Source organism: Microbulbifer sp. S227A (assembly GCF_049800935.1).
In genome coordinates, this window is the sequence record NZ_JBNAFZ010000021.1 from 1 (window position 1) to 23,954 (window position 23,954).

The 23,954-nt window shown below is 63.0% G+C and carries 22 protein-coding genes; 8 read left to right on the forward strand and 14 right to left on the reverse strand.

All coding sequences use genetic code 11. The features are described from left to right. The first annotated feature begins 68 nt into the window (after positions 1-68). Positions 69-821: an SDR family NAD(P)-dependent oxidoreductase gene (locus ACP15R_RS25150; RefSeq protein WP_424988517.1), complete on the forward strand. Its 753-nt coding sequence runs from the start codon at positions 69-71 to the stop codon at positions 819-821. 65 nt (positions 822-886) lie between these two features. Here the strand turns inward: ACP15R_RS25150 and ACP15R_RS25155 are convergent, their stop codons facing one another. The 10 genes from ACP15R_RS25155 to ACP15R_RS25200 form a co-directional block, all read right to left on the reverse strand. Further along, entirely contained in the window at positions 887-1,501 is a 615-nt protein-coding gene (locus ACP15R_RS25155) for a sulfite oxidase heme-binding subunit YedZ (protein WP_424988641.1), read from the reverse strand. A gap of 168 nt (positions 1,502-1,669) precedes the next feature. Continuing rightward, on the reverse strand, positions 1,670-2,389 hold the full coding sequence (locus ACP15R_RS25160; RefSeq protein ID WP_424988642.1) for an outer membrane protein: 720 nt from the start codon (positions 2,387-2,389) through the stop codon (positions 1,670-1,672). 75 nt (positions 2,390-2,464) lie between these two features. Beyond that, the gene (locus ACP15R_RS25165) at positions 2,465-3,310 is read right to left on the reverse strand and encodes an NAD(P)H-binding protein (RefSeq protein ID WP_424988643.1); all 846 of its coding nucleotides are present in this window, start codon (positions 3,308-3,310) and stop codon (positions 2,465-2,467) included. Between the two features lie 86 nt (positions 3,311-3,396). After that, positions 3,397-3,867, reverse strand: a complete 471-nt coding sequence (locus ACP15R_RS25170; protein WP_424988644.1) for an ester cyclase — start codon at positions 3,865-3,867, stop codon at positions 3,397-3,399. Between the two features lie 339 nt (positions 3,868-4,206). Further along, positions 4,207-4,893 (reverse strand): D-lyxose/D-mannose family sugar isomerase, encoded by a 687-nt coding sequence (locus ACP15R_RS25175; protein ID WP_424988645.1) that lies wholly within the window; start codon positions 4,891-4,893, stop codon positions 4,207-4,209. Next, entirely contained in the window at positions 4,890-6,170 is a 1,281-nt protein-coding gene (locus tag ACP15R_RS25180) for an amylo-alpha-1,6-glucosidase (protein WP_424988646.1), read from the reverse strand. The genes ACP15R_RS25175 and ACP15R_RS25180 overlap by 4 nt, the downstream gene beginning before the upstream one ends. 10 nt (positions 6,171-6,180) lie before the next feature. Further along, complete coding sequence (locus ACP15R_RS25185) at positions 6,181-7,224, reverse strand: ABC transporter ATP-binding protein (RefSeq protein WP_424988647.1); 1,044 nt, start codon at positions 7,222-7,224, stop codon at positions 6,181-6,183. 88 nt (positions 7,225-7,312) lie between these two features. Next, complete coding sequence (locus ACP15R_RS25190; RefSeq protein ID WP_424988648.1) at positions 7,313-8,155, reverse strand: carbohydrate ABC transporter permease; 843 nt, start codon at positions 8,153-8,155, stop codon at positions 7,313-7,315. Further along, positions 8,152-8,997 carry a carbohydrate ABC transporter permease gene (locus ACP15R_RS25195; RefSeq protein ID WP_424988649.1) on the reverse strand — a complete coding sequence of 282 codons (846 nt, stop codon included), beginning with the start codon at positions 8,995-8,997 and terminating at the stop codon, positions 8,152-8,154. Before ACP15R_RS25195 ends, ACP15R_RS25190 begins: the two co-directional genes overlap by 4 nt. A 96-nt stretch (positions 8,998-9,093) precedes the next feature. Continuing rightward, on the reverse strand, positions 9,094-10,362 hold the full coding sequence (locus tag ACP15R_RS25200) for an ABC transporter substrate-binding protein (protein ID WP_424988650.1): 1,269 nt from the start codon (positions 10,360-10,362) through the stop codon (positions 9,094-9,096). 241 nt (positions 10,363-10,603) lie between these two features. Between ACP15R_RS25200 and ACP15R_RS25205 the strand changes: the two genes are divergently transcribed. Next, positions 10,604-11,620 carry a LacI family DNA-binding transcriptional regulator gene (locus tag ACP15R_RS25205; protein ID WP_424988651.1) on the forward strand — a complete coding sequence of 339 codons (1,017 nt, stop codon included), beginning with the start codon at positions 10,604-10,606 and terminating at the stop codon, positions 11,618-11,620. Here the strand turns inward: ACP15R_RS25205 and ACP15R_RS25210 are convergent. From ACP15R_RS25210 to ACP15R_RS25220, 3 genes are all read right to left on the reverse strand, one after another. Next, entirely contained in the window at positions 11,617-12,672 is a 1,056-nt protein-coding gene (locus ACP15R_RS25210; RefSeq protein WP_424988652.1) for a quaternary amine ABC transporter ATP-binding protein, read from the reverse strand. The genes ACP15R_RS25205 and ACP15R_RS25210 overlap by 4 nt on opposite strands. A 6-nt stretch (positions 12,673-12,678) precedes the next feature. After that, positions 12,679-13,710 (reverse strand): ABC transporter permease, encoded by a 1,032-nt coding sequence (locus tag ACP15R_RS25215; RefSeq protein WP_424988653.1) that lies wholly within the window; start codon positions 13,708-13,710, stop codon positions 12,679-12,681. Positions 13,711-13,782: 72 nt separating this feature from the next. After that, complete coding sequence (locus ACP15R_RS25220) at positions 13,783-14,745, reverse strand: ABC transporter substrate-binding protein (protein WP_424988654.1); 963 nt, start codon at positions 14,743-14,745, stop codon at positions 13,783-13,785. A 178-nt stretch (positions 14,746-14,923) separates the two neighbouring features. On the opposite strand from ACP15R_RS25220, the gene ACP15R_RS25225 reads away from it, so the two are divergent. After that, positions 14,924-15,898: a LysR family transcriptional regulator gene (locus tag ACP15R_RS25225; protein ID WP_424988655.1), complete on the forward strand. Its 975-nt coding sequence runs from the start codon at positions 14,924-14,926 to the stop codon at positions 15,896-15,898. A 2-nt stretch (positions 15,899-15,900) separates the two neighbouring features. On the opposite strand, the gene ACP15R_RS25230 is transcribed toward ACP15R_RS25225, so the two are convergent. Then, positions 15,901-17,418 (reverse strand): trimethylamine methyltransferase family protein, encoded by a 1,518-nt coding sequence (locus ACP15R_RS25230; RefSeq protein WP_424988656.1) that lies wholly within the window; start codon positions 17,416-17,418, stop codon positions 15,901-15,903. 178 nt (positions 17,419-17,596) lie between these two features. On the opposite strand from ACP15R_RS25230, the gene ACP15R_RS25235 reads away from it, so the two are divergent. The 5 genes from ACP15R_RS25235 to ACP15R_RS25255 are packed head-to-tail and all read left to right on the forward strand — an operon-like array spanning position 17,597 to position 23,953. Then, positions 17,597-20,032 (forward strand): GcvT family protein, encoded by a 2,436-nt coding sequence (locus ACP15R_RS25235; protein ID WP_424988657.1) that lies wholly within the window; start codon positions 17,597-17,599, stop codon positions 20,030-20,032. A 7-nt stretch (positions 20,033-20,039) separates the two neighbouring features. Continuing rightward, positions 20,040-21,125, forward strand: a complete 1,086-nt coding sequence (locus ACP15R_RS25240) for a GlxA family transcriptional regulator (protein ID WP_424988658.1) — start codon at positions 20,040-20,042, stop codon at positions 21,123-21,125. Continuing rightward, on the forward strand, positions 21,034-22,047 hold the full coding sequence (locus ACP15R_RS25245) for a D-cysteine desulfhydrase (protein ID WP_424988659.1): 1,014 nt from the start codon (positions 21,034-21,036) through the stop codon (positions 22,045-22,047). The genes ACP15R_RS25240 and ACP15R_RS25245 overlap by 92 nt, the downstream gene beginning before the upstream one ends. A 14-nt stretch (positions 22,048-22,061) precedes the next feature. Continuing rightward, the gene (locus ACP15R_RS25250) at positions 22,062-23,255 is read left to right on the forward strand and encodes a DegT/DnrJ/EryC1/StrS family aminotransferase (RefSeq protein WP_424988660.1); all 1,194 of its coding nucleotides are present in this window, start codon (positions 22,062-22,064) and stop codon (positions 23,253-23,255) included. Then, positions 23,252-23,953 carry an aspartate/glutamate racemase family protein gene (locus ACP15R_RS25255; RefSeq protein WP_424988661.1) on the forward strand — a complete coding sequence of 234 codons (702 nt, stop codon included), beginning with the start codon at positions 23,252-23,254 and terminating at the stop codon, positions 23,951-23,953. The genes ACP15R_RS25250 and ACP15R_RS25255 overlap by 4 nt, the downstream gene beginning before the upstream one ends. Position 23,954 lies beyond the last annotated feature (1 nt).

Sequence of the window (23,954 nt, forward strand, 5' to 3'; positions counted from 1 at the left end):
AAGCGATAGGGCATGAATCCCGCCCTCAAGCAGCGAAGCGATAGGGCAGATAACACAGGAGGAACGTCATGGGACGTCTTGAAGGGAAAGTCGCCGTCATCACCGGGGCGGCGCAGGGGATCGGTGCGCTGATGGCCCGGGCGATGGCCGACGAAGGCGCCAGGGTCCTGGTGACCGATGTGCAGGACACCGCCGCCGCGGTGCGGGCGATCACCGATGCCGGGGGCACGGCGCAGGGCCTGACCGTCGATGTCACCAGCAATGACGATCTCGCCGCCATGGTCGACACCGCCAAGGCCATGGGCGGGCTCGACATCATGGTCAACAACGCCTCGATCTTTGCCACGCTGCAACCCAAACCGTTCTTCGAAATCTCCGATGACGAGTTCGACACCATCATGCGCGTCAATGCCCGCGGCGTGCACCAGGTGATGCGCGCCATCGTGCCCACCATGATCGCGGCGGGCGGCGGCAAGGTGGTCAACATCGCCTCGGGCACGTTCTATTACGGACCACCGGGCCTGTCGCATTACACCGCCTCCAAGGGGGCCGTGATCGCCCTGACCCGCTGCCACGGGCGCGAACTCGGCGACAAGAACATCCAGGTCAACGCCATCGCCCCCGGCCTCACCGAAAGCGAAGGCCTCGCCGCAAACACAGGATTTGACATCGCCCGAGCCCCAACCGTCGCCTCCAGATCAATCAAACGCGACATGCTACCACAAGACCTGCTCGGAACACTCATCTACCTCGCATCAAACGACAGCAACTTCGTTACAGGACAAACAATCAACGTAGACGGTGGCAAAATTAACATCTGAGAAATAACGACGGGGCAATCGCCCAATCAGGCGTGTTGAGTGTGTCCAAACCGTCCGGACCCGCCCTATACCTGCTGGGTGGCGCGCAGTTTCCGGCGATGCAGGATCGACCAGACCCGGTAGAATTCGAGCAGGCCAAGGGGCAGGAAATGCACCAGTGCCGGAATGATCCCACCCCAGTCGTGCAGCGCCGCCCAGTGCAACAGGGTCAGAACCGCCGCCGCATAAACCCATTGTTGCAGCATTTTCCATTTTGGACCAAGCCTGCGCACCCATCCATCCGTCGAGGTCACCGCCAGCGGCACGAAGATCAGAAAGGCGATCCACCCGGTCCAGATATAGAGTTTGGACAATTCACCGCCGCTAAAGGCCACCGCGCCCATGTCGAACAGGTACAGCACCGTATGCACAGCCGCGTAGAAAAACGCCGCAACCCCAAGATACCGCCGCCGTTTCATCAGCCAGCGCGGGCCGCGCCAGCCTTTGAACAGCATCGTCAACGGGGTGATCATCATCGCGATGATCATGAAGCGCGCCGCGAATTCTCCGGTTGGATGCAGCAACCCGTGGATCGCCCGCGGATCACCCGAGGTCAGGAACATGAACATTGGAATGGCAGGCAGGCAAAGAATGGCCCAGAACGTGTAAGGGTGATTGAGAAAGGATTTGATAAAGGACAAGGGCAGAACTCCGGCGATTTCCAGTTGAACGCGGGGGCACGGCATTTCCGTCGCGTTCCGGGCGGAAATTTCCGTCCGCCCTACGCCATTTCGGCATGGGGCGCGGACCACGAACGGGCCATTGGCGCATCGCCAATGACCCTTGCAACCCGGATGTGCCGGCCCGGATCAGAACCGGGCGCGCACACCGATGAGAATTTCATGCGCGGCCGCATCTACCCGGAACCCGTCTGTAAAGGCATCCTGACCGGTGCTGGCGTCGCCGAAAGACACGTATTGATACTCGGCAAACAAGGTGACCTTGTCATTCAGCAAGACGCTGGCACCGACCCCGACATTCCATGAAAACTCGGTCGATGTCTGATCGTCATAGGCGTCGTAATACCCGTCGACCGTTCCGTCGAACGCATCGAAACCCGCAACCCCGCTGCCACCGAGGCGCGCGGAATAGCTGTTGCGCGCGACACCAAGCCCGGCCTTGACATAAGGTTTGATGGTCGAGTTGGTCGGAAAGTCGTAGAACCCTTCGACCGTCAGCGTCGTGCTTTCGATCTTGCCGTCCAGGACATATTCAGCGCCCGCGCGCGCGCCGGTGCCATAACGGGTGCTGTTGAAATCGCCCTGATGATACCCTAGGCGACCCTCCAGCCGGAAGTTGTTGCCGAAATCATAACCGACACCCAGGGCGGCAACCCCGCCATCGCCGCTGTCGAATGCGCCGGGGAAATCCGGGTCAGCCGCGATATTGTTGCCATATGGTTTGGAATCCGAGGCCTGTGCGCTGTAGCCCAGCATCCCGGTGCCGTAAAAGCCTTCGGCATGGGCTGCGCCTGCGAGGCCGAGGCCGGTGACGGTTGCGGCAAAAACCGCGCTGCGAATGTTTGTCATCTGATGTTCCATTGTGCTTGGTGATCGTGGCGGCCGGCAATCACGTCAGGATTGCGGCCATTTCTTTCTGTGGCGTCACGCATTGAGCGTGGCGAAATAGGCGTCCCATTCCTGATGCGGACGACCTGTGACCGCGGCGAAATCGCCGGCCCGGTCATAGGCCCCAAGGCGTATTCCCTGATAGATCCCACCGATGATCGGACCGATGAAATCGCCAAGCTCGGCGGACCGGTCGGCGACAAATTCTTCCGCCGTCATCTCGCGATAGCCAAGCTCGGTCCCGAAGGTAGCGTTCAGGTGATCGACAAGCTGCTGCTGGCTGATCGGTGTGCCGTTCAAATCCACCGTGCGCCCGTTATGGTCCGGCCGGGTCAGCAGGCTGACATAGGCATGTGCGAGCTCGGAGCGGGTGGTATAGCCGCATTTGCCGGTCCCGGCACTGTTGGCGATTTCGCCGCGGGCGCGGTAATTGTCGATATACTCCACGTCGGGCTCGATATAGATGCCATTGCGGCCGATCGCCCATTCAAGACCGCTGGCGCGAATATCCGCTTCGGTCTGGCGGTTGCTCTGCACCACCGGGGAAAACCGCGTGCCCCCTTCCGGGCCCTGGATGCTGGTATAGACGATCTTGCGTACACCGGCGGCCTTAGCGGCCTCGATCACGTTGCGATGCTGGCCGATGCGGGCGTCCGGGTCTTCCATGCCCGAGATGAGGATCAGCGCGTCCACCCCGTCCAGCGACGCCCGGAGCGCCTCGGGCTGCTCGTAGTCGCCGGGCCGGATCTCGATCCCCAGCCCCTGGGCCTTGGCGGGGGTGCGGGCGAGGCCGACAACCGGCGCACCATCGGGCAACGCGACAAGCTTGCGCAGGATTTCCTGCCCCAGCTGGCCCGAAGCGGCGGTAACTGCATAGGTCATTGTGATGTCCTTTGGTTGCGTGTGATCAGCTGTGCCAATGCGCCGGCACGATGATGTTCCGCGCCGGCGCGGCGGTCTTGCGGGACCTATTGCCCGGAGAGCTGCCGCAGCGCGCCCGACCAGTCCTCGACATGGTAGGTGCGGACAATCACGCCGTCCTGCAACTCGTGGATGTCGATGGTCATGATGTCAAAACCGCGCCCCTGCCCGTCGACGCCAAAGAGCGGCCCGACCGGCGTTCCGGTTGCCCGGCTGCGAACGGTGACGATGTTTCCGTCCTGGTGCATCTCCTGCACGTCCCAATCGAGATCGGGGATCAGCTGAAAGAACCCGCCAACCTGTCCGGCAAAGGTATCGCGCGATTTGGCCTTGCCCGAATAGTCGCCGATGCTTTCCCAGTTTTCCGAAACCGCTGCCTCAAAGGCGTCGGTCTTTTCCTGGGAGGCCGGCGCGCTGAGCATGTCATAAAAGGCCGACACCGTGGCCTTGTCGTCGGCAAGGACGCCGGTTGCCAGTGTTGCAAGCGCGGCGGAGGCGATCATGGTCTTGTAAGTCATCTTGTACTCCCTTTCCCCGCATACCGGGGATGATTGCAGTGTCTTGGTGACATTCCGGCCAGACCGACACCCCGGACCGGCCAGGCGGCCTGCCTGTCCCAACCGGGGTTTTCCGTGCGGCCAACGCCCAGATACGCGAGCGGGGGCTTACACAATAGCCGGGTGTTTACGGAATGATCTTTGGAAAAATTGCAAAGGCAAAGCCGACACCCATGGCGATTTGACCCGAATCCACGGGTGATGAACGCAAAAGCCCGGCGCGCGGGGAGCGCACCGGGCAATCGGAATTCTCAGGCAGAGCACGGGGTTCCGGATCACCGGAACCGGCGCGACACGAGGTCAGCCGAGCCAGCCGCGATAGTCGCTGACCAACAGATGTGTCGGTTGCTGATCTTCCTCGATCTCGGCAAACCGACCGATGGGCTCGCGAAAGATATTGTCGGTTTCGTCATCGTTCACCGTCGACACCTCGCCGATCAGAACATCGCCGCCTTCGCCCCAGAACGCGTGCCAGTCGCCGGGGCGCAGGGTGACGCTTTCCCCCGGGCGCAGTTGCAGCTTTTCTCCGGGCGCATAGGCGTGGCGAATGCCGTCAAGCCAGACGGTGCCGCCCCTGTCCCCGGCAAAATTGCCCGCGTCATCCGAACCGAACAACTCGACCACCAGCGTGGCGCCGCCCCGGTTGATGATATCCTCGGCCTTGATCACGTGGGTATGCATCGGCGAAAGCTGATCCTGGCGCGAGATCAGCAGCTTTTCGGCATAGCACATGCCGCCGCCCCGTTGCAGGTCCGACAACAGGCCGTTGCGCAGGGTGAACAGGAACAGGCCCATCTCGTCAAAGCGCCCATCGCCGTAATCGGTGATGTCCCAGCCACAGCGCGCATCGATCACGTGCCGGGCATCAGTCGCGCGCGCGCGAAATTCGTCCGGCGTCCAATAGGCAAAGGGCGGCAGGGTAAAACCATGGCTGCGGATCATCTCGTCCGCTTCGGCCATGATCTCGTTGATGCGAGAGCGTTTCATGCGTCGACCTTGTGGGTGTTGAGGATTTCGATGACCATGGCGGCGGTCCAGGTGAAATGCGCCCCGCCGCAGGGTTCGGCGGTGATCGGATCGTGATACTCGGCAAACCCGCTGGTCTCGATCAGGCGCAGGCAATCATCCAGGATCCGATCGACCATCCGGCCATGACCGCAGCGTTGCAGGCCGTCGGCGATCATGTAGTTCACGATCAGCCAGACCGGCCCCCGCCAATAGCGCAAACCATCGAATTCCGGGGTGCTCGGGTCATGGCTGGGAACAAGGTACTCACAGCTCTCTGCCAGCGTCTCGATCCGGCGGACAAGGGCCGCGACGCGGTCCTGCGGGATCGGCGCGAAAACCGGCAGGATTCCCCCGATGGACGGGCTGTCGACCAAGGTGCCGCGCGCCCGGTCGAAACAGAGATATTGGCCCTGCTCCTCCTGCCACAGGGTTTCAAGCGCCGCGACGCCCTTGTCGGCCATGGCCCGCGACTCGGCCGCGATCGCGTTCATGCCAAGGCGCTGTGCGAGGTCGGCGACATCATGGCAGGACCGGATCAGGATGGCGTTGAAGCCCGGGTCTACCACCTGGAAAGGCGAGGCATCATGCAGCCGCGAATTGTCCCAACCAAGACTGCGGAATTTCTGCACCAGCCAGATATAGCGCTTGTACTGCTCGTCGGTGGGGCGATGCGCCGGGTTGGCATGGGTGGTGTCGCGGCGGGTGAACGCCCCCACGCCCTCGGTGGGTACGCGGCTGAACGCGTCATCCCAATCAACCGAATTGTCGCGCCCGGATTCCCAGGGATGCAGCAACGCCACCAGCCCCGTGCCCTGCGGGTCGCGGCACCGATAGAACCACTGGTGCCAGGCATGAATGCCCGGCAGCAAGGCCCGCGCCTGTTCCGCCGCCAGCGCCGTGTCGCGGGCGCGGTCATGGATACGGCGCACGGCAAACCCGGCCACCGGCGGCTGCGTGATGCCGGTGGTCGGCACCGCCCGCCCCGTTCCCCAGACCTCGGGACCGGGAAAATACCCGTCATCCGGCTGATGAAAGATGATGTGCGGCACCATCCCGTCTTCCCATTGATGCGCCAGCAGGGTCGCGATCTCGGTCCATGCGCGCGCCTCGTCATGATGCGAGAACCCCAGGGCGCTGAGTGCTGAGTCCCAGTTCCACTGGAACGGGTACAAACCATGCGTGGGAACCGTATAGCTGCCCCGGTCATTGTCGCGCAGAACCTGCCGCGCGTGGTCGATCATTTCGCTTTTTTCCATTTTATCTGCCTTACGCAACAGCAAGCGTTGTGCCCGGGTCGAACCACCGGACCCGGTCGGTCTGCGGGGCAAGCGTCAGCGTGTCGCCGGCCTTGACCGCAAGATCACTGTCCAGAACGGCGCGGAACAACGCCCCGTCCACATCGCAGGTCACCAGAAGATGCGCGCCCAGCGGCTCGACAATGCGGACCCGTGCGCTCAGCCCGTCATCGGCGAGTTGCAAATCTTCGGGCCGGATGGCGAATTGCAGCGGCTTGCCACCGGATTTCGGACCATCGAGCACCTTGCCCGCCACCTGCCATTTGCCGTCCCCCGCCGAGGTCGCATCGAGAAAGTTCATCGGCGGGTTGCCGATGAAGCTGGCCACGAATTCGGCGGCCGGGTTTCGATAGACCTCGATCGGCGATGCCGCCTGAACGATCTTGCCCTTGTGCATGACGCTGATCCGGTCGGCCATCGACATGGCTTCGACCTGGTCATGGGTGACATAGACCGCGGTGGTTTTCGACTCGGCCAGAACCCCCTTGAGCTCGGCGCGCATTTCCATCCGCAACAGCGCGTCAAGGTTGGACAGCGGCTCGTCCATCAGGATCACGTCCGGCTCCATCGCCAGCGCCCGCGCCACCGCCACCCGTTGCCGCTGCCCGCCGGACAGTTCACCGGAATAGCGCTGCAACAGCATGTCGATATGCATCAGCCCGGCGGTACGCTCGACCCGGCGCTTGACCTCGTCTTCGGGCAGCTTCTGCATGCGCAGACCAAAGCCGATGTTCTCGAACACGGTCAGGTGCGGAAATACCGCATAGTTCTGGAACACCATGGCGATGCCGCGATCCTTGGGGGCAAGGTGGTCAACCCGCCGCCCGCCGATCCACACTTCGCCCGTGGTCGCGGTTTCCAGCCCGCAGATGATCCGCAAGAGCGTGGTCTTGCCACAGCCCGACGCCCCGAGCAGCACCATGAATTCCTGGTCGTCAATGGTAAGGTTGATGTCGTGCAGCGCCTGGTATTCGCCGAAACGCTTGGCGACGTTCTTGATCTGGATTTCAGCCATTTGTCTGGTTTCCTTTTCTGGTCGCCCGGTGTCCCATCGGGCCACGCCCGAACGAAACACCGGTGTCCAATTGTTCTGGGGCCACCCGTCAGCGGTTGGCGATGCCCCACATGGCAAAGAGATACTTGCGCACGGCAAAGATGAAGATCAGCGCGGGCACGACGAGGATGAACCCCCCTGCGAATTTCAGATGCAGCGGCGAGGTGTCGAGACTTTGCAGCAGGAACGCGGTCAGCGTGCGGTTCTCGATGGTCAGAACGGCGGCGGCAAAAACCTCGTTCCACGAGATCACGAAGGCAAAGATCGCCGACGCCGTGATCCCCGGCAGGATCAGCGGCAGGACCACCTTGGTAAAGGCCGTGAGACGGGTACATCCAAGCGTCCACGCGGCCTCTTCCAACTCGATCGGGATCCCCGAAAAGAGCGAGAAGGTGATCAACACAGCGAACGGAATCGCCAGCGTGGTGTGAACCAGAGCCAGCCCGAACGTGGTATCGTCAAGCCCGGTCTGGATGAACATGACCGCCAGCGGCAGCGCCAGCAAAGGCAGCGGAAAGGCCCGCGTCAGCAGGATCAGCAGGCGGAACAGCTCCTTGCCCCTGAAATCGAACCGCGACAGGGCATAGCCCGCCGGCGCGCCGATCAGGATCGACATGATCATGGTCATGCCCGCCACCAGGATCGAGTTCTTGAGCGCCGTCAGCATCCCCGAGAAATTGGCAAAGAAGGTCAGGCTGCCCAGGTCGAATTCGGGAAAGAACGGCTTGGGAAAACTGTTCACGGTATCCGGGGACGAGAGCGTGTTGATCGTCAGAAAATAGATCGGCACGATCACCCAGGCACAGAGCAGCACCACCGCGGAGACATAGACGAACCTGCCCGCCTTGCGAGAGTCCGCCGACACGGGAGCGGCAACAGCGGCATCGGTCATATCGTTGCTCCTTTCGGGACGCGCAGGGCGCGCAGGATGACAAGGGTCGCGGCAATCGAGATCGCCAGGATGATCAGCGCCATCGCGGCAGCGGCCCCGCTATTGAGCAGATCGAACTGGTAGGCATAGGTTTCCCCCATCAGCACCGGGAACAGCGTCCCCCCAAGGGCGGCCACCACGGCAAACACCTCGAACGCCATGATCACCCGCAGCACCAGCGCCGTTTGCAGCGAAGGCCGCAGCATTGGCAGGGTGATCCGCAAAAAGCGTTTCCACGGGCTGGCGCCAAAGACTTCGGCGGCTTCGTAATATTCCTTGGGGATCAGGCCGATGCCCGCCACCAGGATCACCAGCATGATCGCCGTCGCCCGCCAGATTTCCGCCAGCGCAATCGCCGCGAAAACGAGGCCGGGATTCTGGAACGTCAGCAGGTTGACCGGTTTGTCGATCAGCCCCAACCCGTCCATCATCGAGTTCAGGAACCCGGATTGCTCAAAGATCGCGAGCCAGATGAGCCCCGCCGCCAGATCGGAAATGCCCAGCGGGATGGTCCAGACATAAAGGATCAGGTCGCGCCCCTTTTTCATCCTGGTGACCATCGTGGCCATCAGCAGGGACAGCGCCAGCTGCACCGGGACAACCGCCGCCGCCAGCAGCAGCGTGTTCTTGAGCGAGATCGGGAATTTCCAGTAACTCACGACTTCGCGGAAATTATCGAGGGTAACGCCCGCGCCGGTGGTGAATGCCTGTTTCGCGACGAGCACGAAGGGATACAGGAAGAACAGGCACAAGAACAGCGTCACCGGCAGGATCAGCAGGTAAGGCAATAGTCGAGCGTTCATGGAATCGCTCCTTGTTCCGGCGCGGTCCGCGCCTTGGGGTGGCTGGTTGAAAGGTCGGGATGTCCGGGCCGCGCAGGGCCCGGACCAGGTGCGCGGTTACTCGACCGGGCAGGCCCCTTCGGAGGGGGCATCCGGAGCCCAGCAGGGCGCGCCGGTTTCGCTCATGATGGCTTCCAGGCGGCGTTTCTGGTCTTGCAGAACCGCTTCGACCGGCTGACCCGCCAGCACGATACGTTCGAACGTATCGACGAATACGCGGTTGAAATCGCCACCCTTGCTACCCAGCCCCGCGGGGAGCAGCCCCGGGTTGGCATCCGCCGCCGACGACATGCGCGCAACCGCATCACCCGCCGCCTTGACCGACGGCGGAAGATCATCGGGCAACGTCACATCGACCACCGGAAAGAAATTCGTGGCCTTGAGCGTTGCGATCTGGGTTTCCGGCTTCATCATATGTGCCAGCAGAGCCTTGGAAGCCTCCATGTCCGGCGCGGTGCGGGGAATGGCGATGCCGGCGAGAACCGGCATGAATCCGCGCCCTTCGGGGCCGGCGGGCGCCGGGAAGGCCACGAAATCGTCCGGGCGTTCGTTGAACGCCTGCGCCAGCCGCGAGGTATGGTCAAAGACGATCCACGCATCCCCTGACAACAGCTGCTCCTGCATGAACGAGAAATTGGTCGAGGCCGGATTGGTATGCGCCCACAGTTCCTTGAATTTCTCCCACGCGATCACGGCCTTGTCCGAAGCAAAGGTGCGCACCACGCCATTGGTATAGGACGGGTAGAGATACCCCTGGAAGAACCGGTGTTTCAGCCCCTTCGGCCCGGCCGGAAAGCCGAATTTGGGCTCGCCCGCCGCCTCGTGGACAGTCGCGGCCCATTCAATCAGCTGGTCATAGGTGAGCGCATTGATATCCGCGCCCTCGGGCAGATATTGCAGCGAGTCCCGGCTGGCCGCCATGATATAGCTCGCCTGCATCCACGGCATGTATTGCAGGCTGTCACTGCCCAGCATGGCGAGGTTGTTGAACGTGTCCGACGACGATTGCAGCCCGAGATCCGACAGGTCGACAAGATCGTCCGGGTTCATCGCGGAAAAGTTGCCATGCAACGCGCCCAGCAGCCCGATCGACCCCGAATTCGCCTGAAGTTCGGCCTGCAAACGGGTCAGCCAGGCACCGGCCTCGTTGGACTGGTAATCGACCGCGTCATCATGGGTGGCGAGAACCTGGTCGCGCATGGCCTGCTGCTCTTCGACCGGATTGGCCTGGGTCGACCAGAACAGGACATCGGCCTGTGCCAGCCCCGCCGCCAGTGACAATGCCAGACCGGACGCTACCGTGGCAAACTTGGTGTGAAATGACATCTCGCCCTCCCGAGTATGAGACCTGGGGCAGCGCTCCTTCGCCGCCCCACATGCCGCGTTTGCGAGCCGAAACCGACTCGCCCATAAGGTAACGCAAATATGATGTAACGATATACCAGCTGTCAACGTATTTGTGGCAGCGCTGAGCAAATCCACCGAAGGAATGCAGATTATCCTTGAAAAACCGGTGCCAAATCCGCCACAATGTCCGAAAGAACGTTATATCAAAGGCTGGAAGATCATGGCCCGCAAACCCACGCTCAAGAGCGTTGCGCAGGAAGCCGGCGTTTCGGTCCCCACGGTCAGCCAGGTGATGCGTGGCACCGGCCGCATTTCCGGCAAGACCCGCGACAAGGTGCTCGAGGCTGCCAAGCGCCTGCATTACATTCCCGACAACCGGGCCGCGTCAATGCGGTCGGGTGACAATCGCGAGGTCGGGTTTGTCATCAACCAGCTGGCCAACCCGTTCAATGCCGAAGTCATGTCGGGGGTGGTCGATCTGCTCGAGGCCGAAGGCTATCTCGTCTCGGTGCTTGATACCCGCGACGACGCCGCGCGGCAGGGCAGACAGCTCGAAGCGTTCATCCGCAATGGCCGGGGCGGGCTGCTCTGGGTGCCGGCCCGGGATACGCCGGACGAAACCTTTGACCTGTTGCGCGCGCAGGCGGTGCCCACCGTGTCCTTTCTGCGCCCTGCCAGCGACAGCTTTGATCATGTCGGCATCCGCAACGCGGTGGCAACCGACGCCGCCACCTGCCATCTTGCCGACCTGGGTCATCGCCACATCGCCTATCTGGGCGGAACCGAAATGACTGCCGTGCGGCAGCGGCGGATCACCGGATATGAGCGCGCGATGCAGGCCCGCGCCCTTGCCGAACCGATCATCTGGCCATCACAAGATACCAAGCTGGCCGGGATGCAGGCGCTGAACGCCCTGCGCGCGGCGCATCCAAAGGTGACGGCGGTGGTGTGCAACGGCGACATGGTGGCGCTTGGCGCCTGTCTTGGCCTGCAAAAATCCGCCCAGGTTCCGGGGCGCGACCTGTCGGTGATCGGGTTTGACGACATTGCCGATGCGGCGCTGGCGACCCCGGCGCTGACCACCATGGCGGTGTCGCCACAGAAACTGGGCCGCAAGCTGGCGCAGGTCTTGCTCGATCGCATCCGCGAACCGGACATGCCGGTGCTGGTTTCGGAAATCTCCGCCGAACTGGTCATTCGCGAAACCACCGGCGCGCCAAGGCGGGGCTTGCCCTAGCGCGCCTCCGCGGTCTCGACCGCCCCCGACGCATAGGGGATCAGTGCCGACAACAGGTCGCGGGTCTCGATCTTGCCAGTTGGCTGTCCGTCGCGCGACACGATCACGGTTGCATCCGTGCGACCCTCGGCAACCCGGATCACCGCTTCGAGCGTATCCTGCCAATCGACCTCGCCGACCACGGCACCATCCGGTTCGCCCTGCGTCGCAATCGTACCCGCCCGCAGCACCCGCGCGCGGTTGATGTCGCCGACAAAGGCCTCGATATACGGGTCGGCGGGGCGCATCACGATCTCTTGCGGCGCGCCCTGCTGTACCACCGCGCCATCCTTGAGAATGACCAGGTGATCCGCCAGCTTGAGCGCCTCGTCCAGATCATGGGTGATGAAGATGATCGTCTTGTGCAGCTCGGTCTGCAATTCCAACAACAAATCCTGCATGTCGGTGCGGATCAGCGGATCAAGCGCCGAGAACGCCTCGTCAAGCAGCATGATATCGGTGTCAGCGGTCAGCGCCCGCGCGATCCCGACCCGCTGTTGCATCCCGCCCGACAGCTGCCGGGGATAGCGATCTTCGAACCCCGAGAGTCCCACGCGGTCAAGCCATTTGCGCGCCTCGGCCTCGCGGGCGTCCCGCGCCTCGCCACGAATACGCGGGGCCATGGCGGTGTTTTCCAGCACCGTGTTATGCGGCAACAGTGCAAATTTCTGGAACACCATCGACATCGACTTGCGGCGCAGCGAGCGCAGGCTCTCTGCGCCAAGCTGCATCACGTCCTGGCCATCCATCAGGATTTCGCCGGCGGTGGGTTCAATCAGCCGGTTCAGGTGGCGGATCAGGGTGGATTTCCCCGACCCGGACAAGCCCATGATGACCGATATTTCCCCGGCCTGCATATCGATGCTGATGTCGCGCAGCCCCAGAACGTGGCGATGCCGCTCCATCAACTCGGCCTTGCCCATCCCGTCATCGCGCACCCTGGACAGGACACGCTGCGGGTCGGGGCCGAAGATCTTGTAGAGGTTCCTGACGCGGATTTTGGGTGAGGTCATCGCGGTCTAGTCCGTCTCGTGAGTGGGATCGATGCGTTGCAAAGCGGCCTTGGAGCAGCGGTCAAGCACCACCGCCAGCAGGACGATGCCGAAACCGGCCACCAGCCCGACACCAAGTTCAAGATTGCGGATACCGCGCAGCACCAGCACCCCCAGCCCCGGCGCGGACACCAGCGAGGCGATCACCACCATCGCAAGGCTCATCATGATCGTCTGGTTCACCCCGGCCATGATATTTGGCAGCGCCAGCGGCAATTGCACACCAAAAAGCTTTTGCCGGTCGGTCATGCCAAAGGCGTCGGCCGCCTCGATCACGTCCCTGTCGACCAGCCGTATGCCGAGATCGGTCAAGCGGATCACCGGCACGATGGCATACAGGATGATCGCGATGCCATAGAGTTTCGGCTCGGTCACCGAAAACAGGAAGATCAGCGGGATCAGGTAGACAAAGCTGGGCAGGGTCTGGAGCATGTCGAGGATCGGCAACATCACCTTTTGCATCCGGTCCGACCGCGACATCAGGATGCCCACCGGCACCCCCAGCAGCACGCTCAGCCCGGTACAGACAAAGATGATCGACAGGGTCTGAAGCGCCACGTCCAGATGATCGATGAACCCGAAAAACGCAAAGACCGCGGCCACAAAGACCGTGACGCCGATCTTGCGCGTCGCGGCCCATGCGGCCCAGACCAGCAAGGGGATCAACAGCCACCAGGGCGTCGCGGTAAAGGCCCAGAGCGCGCCTTCGAGCATCCATGACAACGGCTGCGTAAGCGGGTCGAGCACGAATTTAAGACCGTCCTTGATGGCCAGAAAGCCCTCTTCGACGCTCACGGTCATGTCGCGGGTCTGCGGGATCGCGTCGCAAGCCTCGTGCAGCGCATCCAGCGACGGGAAGGGCAGCGCCCCGCCGATGCCGCCCTCGCCGCCGCCGCTCTTGGCCAGCAGCTGCGCCATGCTCATCGGCGCATCGGATGCGTCGGCGTCACACCAGTCCCGCAACCCCAATCCATCAAAAATCTTGTCGTAGCTCGACACCGGCATGTCTCCTGCGCGCGAATTGCCTGCGCCCCGGCGGGATCAGCCAGCCGGGGCGTTGGTGAGATCGGCCTATTTCAACAGGGCCGACAGCTTGTCCTTCGCCGCATCGCTGAGCCAATCGGCCCAGATATCCGGGTTGCTGGTCAGGAAATACACCGCCCCCTCTTCGGCAGAGGCGTTGTTGTCTTCCATCCAGGCTAGAACGCCGCCCATCTGTTCGTTGGTAAAGGTGACTTTGGACATCAACTCGGCGATTACCGGTTCCTTCTGCTGAAAGCTGGTGGTCGCCGCCGTCTTGACCGCCGCGCGCGGATAGGCCGAAACGCCCGGCTCGGCACAGTCCTTGCTGCTGTTGCAGGTATGGGTTGCGGCGTCGTAATCCGCCGTTTCCACGAGCACCATCGGATACTTGCCCAGGATCGCGGTCGGTGCCCAGTAGAAGCCGAACCAGGGTTCCTTGTCCGCATAGGCCGAGGCGATGGCGGTGGCCAGCGTTTCGCCCGAGCCGTGGTTGAACACCTCGATTCCGGCCCCTTGCATGTCGATGACGCGGTTCATGTTGTCATTAACCGTCCGGCACCCCCAGCCATCGGGGCAATTGTCAAACCGGCGACCCACCAGGTCGGGATTGGTGAGGATACCATCCAGCGTAGCCGCCTCGGGGTTGGCATCGACCACGTATTGCGGCACCCACCAGCCTTCGATGCCGCCATCCGACAGCACGTCGGTCAGCTCGACCAGCTTGCCCTCCTGGACCAGCTTGGCATAGGCCGGGGCGGTGTTGACCCAAAGTTCGGTCAGAATGTCGGGCGTGCCGGTTTCGGCCACCGAGGTCAGCGCGGTCGGGGTCGAGGACGGAACCGTGGTGACCGAGCATCCATACCCCTGCTCCATCAGGAACTTGGCCACCGACGTGACCACATTCGCCGAAGCCCAATCCATCTGGGTAATCGTGACCTCGCCACATTCGTCCGCCAGGGCCGGGGCCGCGAAACCCAGGGCACATACAGATGCCAGCAATACTCTTTTCATGATCGCTCCTTCAAAACTGCGCCGTGCCGAAAATCCGTGCGGCCGGTCGTGGTGCGCAAGGCTTCCATGTTTTCCGGCGGGTTCGGACTGGATTTGGCGTTATGCGAATTATTGAGATTTATATTCGTAAATTTTACGATTAAGGTGATGCCGAAACTGCAACCAACCGGTATGCCCGATGCCCCGACAAGCCGCCTCCAAGGACCTGAGCCTCAAGTCGCTGGAGCTGTTCCAGATCTGCGCCCAGAAAGGATCGCTTCAGGCTGCGGCGCGGGAAACCGGGCTGACGGTCAGCACGGTTTCGCACCACCTGCGCAATCTCGAAGATCACCTGGGTGTCGATCTGTTCAACCATGCGCGCCGCCCGATGGTGCTGACGCCAAAGGGCGCGGCGTTCTTGCGCAATATCGACGGTGCGCTGTTTGCCATTCGCAAGGCCAAGGCCGAGGCATCGGCGGGCAGCCTGACCGAGGCCAGCTATCTGCGGATCGGCACCATCGAGGATTTCGACAGCGACATCGTGCCCGAACTGGCGGTGTTCCTGTCCTCATACATGCCCGCCTGCGATTTCATGTACCAGACCGAGTCCAGCCACGCGATCATCGACATGCTGCGCAATCGCCAGCTTGATCTCGGGATCACTGCAGCCCCCGGCGAGCGATTGGGCGAATTGCAGGACCGCCCCCTGCTGCGCGACCCCTTTGTGGTGGTTCTGCCGCTGATCGAGGAGCAGTCGCTGACCGATATCGTGGAGAACCGCACCCGGCTGCCCTTTCTGCATTTCTCCAGCAACCTGATGATCGCCCGCCAGATCGAAAGCCAGCTGCGCCGGCTGGGGGTCGCCATGTCGCACAAGTTCGAATGCAGCAACAACCAGACGCTGATGGCAATGGTCGCCGCCGGCGCGGGGTGGACGATCACCACGCCGCTGCTGTTTTCACGCGCCAAGCGGTTCCAGCCCAAGCTGCGCATGCACCGGTTTCCGGGCAAGAGCTTTTCCAGAACGCTGGCGCTGGTGGCCACGCCGGATTGCTCGCGGTCGGTGATCGAACTGGTCGATGGCAAGATGCGCAACCTGATCCGCGATCACGCGCTGGTCCCGATGCACAAGGCCAATCCCTGGCTCGGAGACAGCTTCAAGCTGTTGGGCTAACCTCAGAGGATGTTGAACCGGGCGCGAATGTCCCGATCCTGTTCCGGCCCGAGATAGTCGGGCCGGTGATCCCGCAGGATCTCACGGGCTTTGGCGCGCGCCCGCGACCAGGCATCCCGGCCCCCCTTTTCGGCCCAGGTCCGGGGCTCGTCCCGATCCGCGATCAGCGGATAGAAATAGTCCCGCTCCATCGCCGCATAGGTCTCTTGCGCGCCGAGGAAATGCCCCGGCCCCAGAACCGTGTCGCGGATCGCTTCGAAGGCCAGGTTTTCGTCCGTTACCTCGATGCCCCGCAGGGCCCGGTAGGTGTTGGAATGCATCTCGTCATCCAGCACGAATGCCTCAAAGCTCGCCCCCAGGAGCGATGCGGTCATGCCCGAGCTTTCATAGATCAGGTTGCCCCCTGCAAGCGCCGCCGCCATCGACGTGATGCCCTTTTCCATGCCGTATTGCGCGTCGATCGCCTTGGCATCGGTCATCGAACAGGCCACTCCCGAAGGCAGCCCCAGCCAGTTGGACAATTGCGCCGATGCGGCGTTCAGCACGGCGGTCTCGCCGCTGCCCCCTGAAAAGGCACCAGAGCGCAGGTCGATCACCAGCGGCCAGTTCGAGAAAACCATGGGAAAGCCCGGCTGAATCGCATGAACCATGACCAGGCTGGCCAGGGTTTCCGCCAGCGATTGCGCAAGGAACCCCGCGAGGGTTGCCGGCGCGGTCGCCCCCGCCTGTGCGGCGGTGATGCACGAGATCGGGATATTGTGGCGGATACATTCATACACCACGTCAACCGCGTCCTCGCCATAGCGCATGGGCGAAATGACCGGGCTGATATGGGTTTTCATGAAGGGCCGGCGCGAAAATTCGCCCTCGCCACCCGCCGCGATGTCCAGCATCTGAACGATCGGGGCGACATGGCCGGCCAGCGTGAACGAAGTGGCCGTCGGCTTGGTGGTGTTCCGCAACAAGGCATAGGCGGTGTTCACATCCAGATCAAAATTATCCGGCACGTCGGTCGCCACGCAGCAGCGGGTGAACCAGCTGACATTGGCCAACACGTCCTGAAGCCGGGTAAAATCATGCAGGTCCGTCAGCGTCGCGGGCCGGTACAAGCCGCTTTCGATGTCCAGCGTCTGTACCGCCGCGCCGCCGGTGCCGAAATACACCCGGTTGCCGCCCACCTCGATCGACCGGTCCGGATCGCGCCCGTGCAGTACAAAGGTCTTGGCGGCCTGATCCACCGCGCTCTCGACAAGCGCGGGCGGAAACAGCAGGCGACCGGCCCCGTCATCCACGGCGCCAACCGCGATCAGATCATCGCGCAGGCGCGGCGGCACCTCTCCCATGCCCAGTTTCTCGAGCAGGTCGAGCGCGGTGTCATAGATGCGGCGCAGCTCGGCATCTGAGAGCGGTTTGTAACTGCCCCCGATCTGCCCCGGCGGACAGGGATCGCGCAGGGGCTTGGCCGCGCGCAGGGCCATTCTTTCGCGTCTTCCGGTTCTGCGACCACGTATAGCAGGCATATCCGACCTCCCTTTCCCCTTGGATTCAAGCCCCTTGAGAGGAGCGCGCGCAATTGTCCCGCCATATGTCAGAGTTTATCGAATATAGCTTTTGAAATTATCGAAATTCATGGGAAGCATTTGCGATATCATCCCGACTCGGTGCCTGTTATGCGCAACTTGCATCGGAGGCGTTGCCATGAAATCGCGGACCAAGGTTGTTGTTATCGGCGGAGGCATCGCCGGCTGCTCGACCCTCTATCATCTCACTCGGGAAGGCTGGACCGACGTGGTCCTGGTCGAGCGCAACGAGCTGACCAGCGGCACCACCTGGCACTCGGCGGCACAGGTCACCAACTTTGGCGGCAACCAGACAATGGTGGGGCTCAAGACCCATTCGATCAACCTGTACAAGGAACTGTCCGAAAATCCCGATTACCCGATCAACTATCACCACGCGGATGGCGGCATCCGGCTTGCCAACACGCCGGAACAGATGCAGGGCTATCGACATTTCACATCCATGGCGCGGGGCATGGGGGTCGATTTCGAGGTGATCGACGCCGAGGAATGCGCCCGCCGTCACCCGCTGATTTCCACCACCAACCTGCTGGGCGGGCTGTGGGATCCGCTGGATGGTGACATCGATCCGGCGCAGCTGTGCCAGGCGCTGGCCTTTCATGCCCGCAAGGCAGGGGCCGAGGTGTATCGCGAAACCCCGGTGACCGCGCTGACCCAGCACAAGGATGACACCTGGACCGTGCATACGGAAAAGGGCGACATCGACTGCGACATCGTGGTCAACGCCTGTGGATATCGGGTGAACGAGGTGGGCGCGATGATGGGTGTGCATCACCCCGTCGCCTCTATGGAGCACCAGTATTTCCTGACCGAGGACATTCCCGCCATTGCCGAAGCCGGGCACCGGATGCCGCTTTTGCGCTGTCCGATCAGCGACTATTACAGCCGTCAGGAAAAGGGCGGATTGCTGGTCGGCTTTTATGAACAGGATTGCAAGACATGGGGCATGGACGGGATAGACCCGAACTTCGTCAACGCCCTCTGCCCCGATGATCTTGACCGTGTAATGGATGTGCTGACCGGGGCGTTCGAACGCATGCCGGTACTCGAAGAAACCGGCATCCGGTCGATTGTCAACGGCCCGATCACCTATACGATTGACGGCGCGCCGCTGGTCGGCCCGATCCCCGGCAAGCGCAACGCGTTCTGCATCATCGGCCTGCGCGCCGGCCTGGGCGAGGGCGGCGGCCATGGCTGGCTGCTGGCGCAACAGATCGTGCATGGCGAAGCGCAATACGACACCTGGTGCATCGACCCGCGCCGCTTTACCGGCCACACCAATGTGGAACTGACCGCGCTCAAGGCGATCGAGGATTACCAGAACGAATTCCGCTTCCACTTCCCGCACGAGCACCGCCCGGCGGGCCGCCCGGCAAAAACCACGCCGCTGACCCCGATCATGGCGGCCGAGGGGGCCGAATTTACCGTGGTCAACGGCTGGGAACGGGTCGACTACATCAAGCCCGCCGCCGATTTCCATCCGACCCTGTCTTTCAACTTTGACGAGGCCTTCGACGTGGTCGCCGCCGAGGTCAGGAACGTGCAGGAAAACGTCGGCCTCTGCGAGGTCAACGGGTTTAACCGCTTCGAAATCACCGGTGCCGACCGCCACGCATTCCTTGACCGCATGTTCTGCGGCAATGTCACCAAGCGCGCGGGCCGGGTCGGGCTGGGCTATCTGCTGAACCATCACGGCATGGTCAAGGGCGAGGCCACCGTCGCCAACCTGCCCGCCAGCGACCGTGGCCCCGAGCGGGTCTGGTACGGCTCGGCGGCGGCCAGCGAATATCACGACATGGACTGGCTGAGCGCCCATATCGGTGCCGACGAGGACGTGCAGATCACCTCGCTGACCAACGATCAGACCATCCTCGTTCTGGCCGGACCCAAGGCGCGCGACGTGTTGTCGGCGGCGGCGCGGGGCGACTGGTCGAAAGAAGCCTTCCCGTGGCTGAGCGTGCGCGAATGTTTCATCGGCTTTGCCCCGGCAACGGTGCTGGGTGTCAGCTTTTCGGGCGAGCTGGCCTATGAAATCCACGTGCCGAACGCCTCGCTCTATGCCGCCTACCTGGCGCTGCGCAAGGCGGGCGAGGCACATGGGCTCGGGCTGTTCGGGGCACGGGCGGTTGAGTCCATGCGGATGGAAAAAGGGTTCATGCATTGGAAGGCCGATCTCCTGACCGAATTCGACCCGTTCGAGACCGGGCTGGACCGTTTCGTAAAACTGGACAAGGGCGAGTTTGTCGGCAAGGACGCGCTGCAAAAACGCCACGCCGACGGGCCGCGCCAGAAGCTGGTGACACTCAGGATCGATACCAGCCACGCCCCGGCGCATGGCGGTGCCTCGCTGATGCAGGGTGACAGGGTCGTCGGCACCATCACCTCGGGCGACTGGGGTCATCGCGTCGGCCTGAACCTGGCTTATGCGTTTGTCTCGCCGGACCTGGCCGATACCGGCAGCTCCATGCAGCTCGACCTGTGCGGAGACCTGGTGGGAGCCGAGGTGATTGCGCCCTCCCCCTATGATCCCTCTTATGCGTTGATGCGGGGATAAACAGCCGATGCAGCGGGTTTCCGTCACCATTCTGGTTGAACCGGGGTTCATTCCAACCGAACTCGCGCTGGTTCAGGATCCGCTGCGCATCGCAAACCGGCTTGGGCTTGGCGTGGAATTCGACTTGCGCATCTGCACCACCAGCGGCTCGGACCTGGTCGAAAGCCTCGGCGGGCTGCTGGTCCGCGCCACGCCGCTGCCGCTGGATGAAACGACATTGCCCGACCATCTGGTGGTTCTGGGCGGCAAGGGGATCAGGACCAGCTTTGCCAATCTGCGCGCCCGGCTGCGGTGGTGCGAACGGCGCGGCCAGAACATCATCCTGATGTCCGACGCCGCAACCGAATGGCAACGGATCAACCCGCAAACCGAGCAGCTTACGACCCATTGGGAGCACCAGCAGCTGCGCGACACGGTGACCTGCGAGAGCCACGGCAAATTGCCCCTGTTCACCGAAACCGGCCGCATCGCGACCTCGGCGGGGATGTTGTCGGCGGCGGATGTCACCCTGAGCCTGATCGTCGCGCGCTATAACACGCGGCTGGCCCAGGCGGTGGGCAATATCCTGCTGGTCGACCGGATCCGCCAGGGGGCCGCCGAGCAGCCGCGCAGCGAAAATGACGTCAACGCCCTGCGGGTGGCGCGGCTGGAAAGCGCGATTGCCGAGATGGAGGCCAATCTCGAAGACCCGCTGCCAATCAGCCAACTGGCGGCCCATGCCGGTGTCTCGGTGCGCCAGTTCGAACGCCGCTTCAAGCTCTTCATCGGCCAGACCCCGGCAGCATTCTACCGGGCGCTGCGCCTGCGCCGCGCCCGGGTGCTGCTCGAACAGACGGCGTTGCCCGTGTTCGAAGTGGCGCTGGCCTGCGGTTTTGGCTGCACCTCGAATTTTTCCAAGCTTTTCACGCGGGAATTCGGTATCTCTCCCACGAAATACCAGACCCGCTTCCTCGCCATGGCGCATGACGCCCGAAACGATCTCCAGTCACAAGGACCCCAAGATGCACCTTTCCCGCTTTCCGCGTGTTCGTCTCGCACATCTGCCCACCCCGTTGGAGCCGATGAAACGCTTGTCCAAGGAATTGGGCGTTGAAATCTGGATCAAACGCGACGATTGCACCGGCATGTCAACCGGCGGCAACAAGACCCGCAAGCTGGAATTCCTGATGGGCGAGGCGCTTGAACAAGGCGCCGACATGGTGATGACCCAGGGCGCGACCCAGACCAACCATGGCCGCCAGACCGCCGCCTATGCCGCCAAGCTGGGTCTTGACTGTCACATCCTGCTCGAGGATCGCACCGCCTATAACAACGCCAACTACAATCACAACGGCAACGTGCTGCTGGATCACCTGCACGGCGCAACGACCCAGAAATTCCCCGGCGGCCACGACATGCCCGGCGAAATGGAACGTGCCGCCGAGAAAAAGCGCGCCGAGGGGCGCAATGTCTATGTGATCCCCGGCGGCGGATCGAACCCGACCGGCGCGTTGGGCTATGTCAACTGCGCCTTCGAGATGGTGTCGCAGGCCAATGATGCCTTGCTGGTCATCGACCGGCTGGTTCACGCGACGGGATCATCCGGTACGCAGGCCGGGCTGGTCACCGGGCTGAGCGCGATGAATGCGCAGATCCCGGTTCTGGGTATCGGCACCCGCGCACCCCAGCCCAAGCAAGAGCAGATGGTCTATGACCTGGCCTGCCGCACGGCGCAGAAACTCGGGTGTGAAGGCGTGGTCAGCCGCGAGGACGTGATGGCCAATACCGACTATGTCGGCGAAGGCTATGGCCTGCCCACCGACAGCGGCATCGAGGCGATCCGGATGTTTGCCGAGCTCGAAGGCATCCTGCTTGACCCCTGCTACTCCGCCAAGGGCGCGGCCGGGCTGATCGATCTTGCACGCAAGGGCGCGTTCAAGGATCAGCGTATCGTGTTCCTGCACACCGGCGGGGCCGCAGCGCTTGGCGGATATGATTTCGCCTTTGACAACACCGACCGCTGGGTCGAACTCTAGAAAGGATCACCACCGTGGCACGCAGGTTTACCGGCTCGTTCACCCAACAGGAACCGATCCCGGCAGATGCCATCGACGCCGCGGTGGCCGTTCTGCAATCGGGGCGGCTGCACCGATACAACCTCGCCGCTGGCGAAACCGGCGAGGTGGCGATGCTCGAAGCCGCCTATCGCGACTGGCAAGGCAGCGCCTATTGCCTTGCCCTCACCTCGGGGGGACAAGCCCTGCAAATCGCCCTGCGCGCCTGCGAAGTTGCGCCGGGCGACACGGTCCTGACCAACGGCTTTACGCTGGCCCCGGTTCCCGGCGCGATCCAGGCGGTGGGCGGGCAAGCGGTGCTGGTCGAGATCGACGAGAACCTGCGCCTCGACCTTGATGACCTGGCGGGCAAGATCGCGCAATCCGGCGCGCGTGTCATCCTGCTGTCGCACATGCGTGGCCACCTTTGCGACATGCAGCGGCTGATGGATATCTGCGACGCCGCCGGAGTCGCGGTCATCGAGGATTGCGCCCACACCATGGGCGCATCATGGAATGGCAGGCGCTCGGGCAATTTCGGCAAGGTGGCCTGTTTCTCGACCCAGACCTACAAGCACATGAACTCCGGCGAAGGCGGTTTCCTGACCACCGACGACCCCGACATTGCCGCCCGCGCGACGATCATGTCCGGCAGCTACATGCTCTATGAACGTCACGGTGCCGGCCCCGCGCCCGAAGCGTTCGACCCGCCCCGCTACGAGATGCCCAATTGCTCGGCCCGCATGGACGCCCTGCGTGCCGCCATCCTGCGCCCGCAACTGGCGACCCTGGACAGCAACATCGCGCGGTGGAACGCCCGCTATGACGCGGTGGAGCGGGTTCTGAAACCGCATAACCGCATCGCCACGATCGCCTTGCCCGCCGCAGAGGTGCATGTGGGCTCGTCGATCCAGTTCCGCCTGCCGGGTTTCACCGCCGATCAATGCCGCGCGGTGATCGCCGCAGCCGCCCAACGCGGCGTGGAACTGAAATGGTTCGGCGCAAAAGAGCCTGCCGGCTTTACCTCGTCGCATCACAGCTGGCGCTATGTGCGGCAACAGGACCTGCCCGAAACCGACCGCATCATGGCGACCCTGTTCGACATGCGCCTGCCGCTGAGTTTTTCCGAGACCGATTGCGTCCTGATCGCCGAGTTGATCGGCGAAGCGGTCAGCGAGGTCGGCCAATGACGCGCAGGGTTGTCGGCCTACTCGGCGGTATGGGGCCAGAAGCGACGATCCTGCTTCAGCAGCGCCTGCTGGCGACCGTCACCGCCCGCGACGACGCCGATCACCTGCCGCTGCTGATCGACATGAACCCGCAGGTGCCGTCGCGCATCGCGCATCTGATCGAGGGCACCGGGCCCGACCCCGCCCCCGTGCTCGCCGGAATGGCGCGGCGGCTGGAAACCGCCGGGGCGACGGCGCTGGCCATGCCCTGCAACACCGCGCATCACTATGCGCCACGGATTGCGGCGGCGGTCTCCGTTCCGTTTCTGAACATGGTCGAACGCGCCGTGGACCGGGCTGCGGAACATGCCCCGCGCGCAAGCAGGATCGGCATTCTCGCCTCGCCAGCGGTCCGTCTTGCCGGGGTCTTTGACGCGGCCCTAGAACGCGCCGGCCTGACCGCGCTCTGGCCCGGGGATGGCGACCGGATGCTGGGCGCGATCCGCGCGATCAAGGCCGAGGGCGCAACCCCGCAATCCCATCAGGTTCTGGCCGACGCGGCACAGGAACTGGCCGATGCCGGGGCCACGCTGTTGTTTGTGGCCTGCTCGGAATTCTCGCTGCTCGCCCCTGCCCTGTCCGCCGAGGTTCCGGTCATCGACACGATCGATGTGCTGGCCGACGCGATCCATGACCACACCCTGACACAATCGAGTTGAC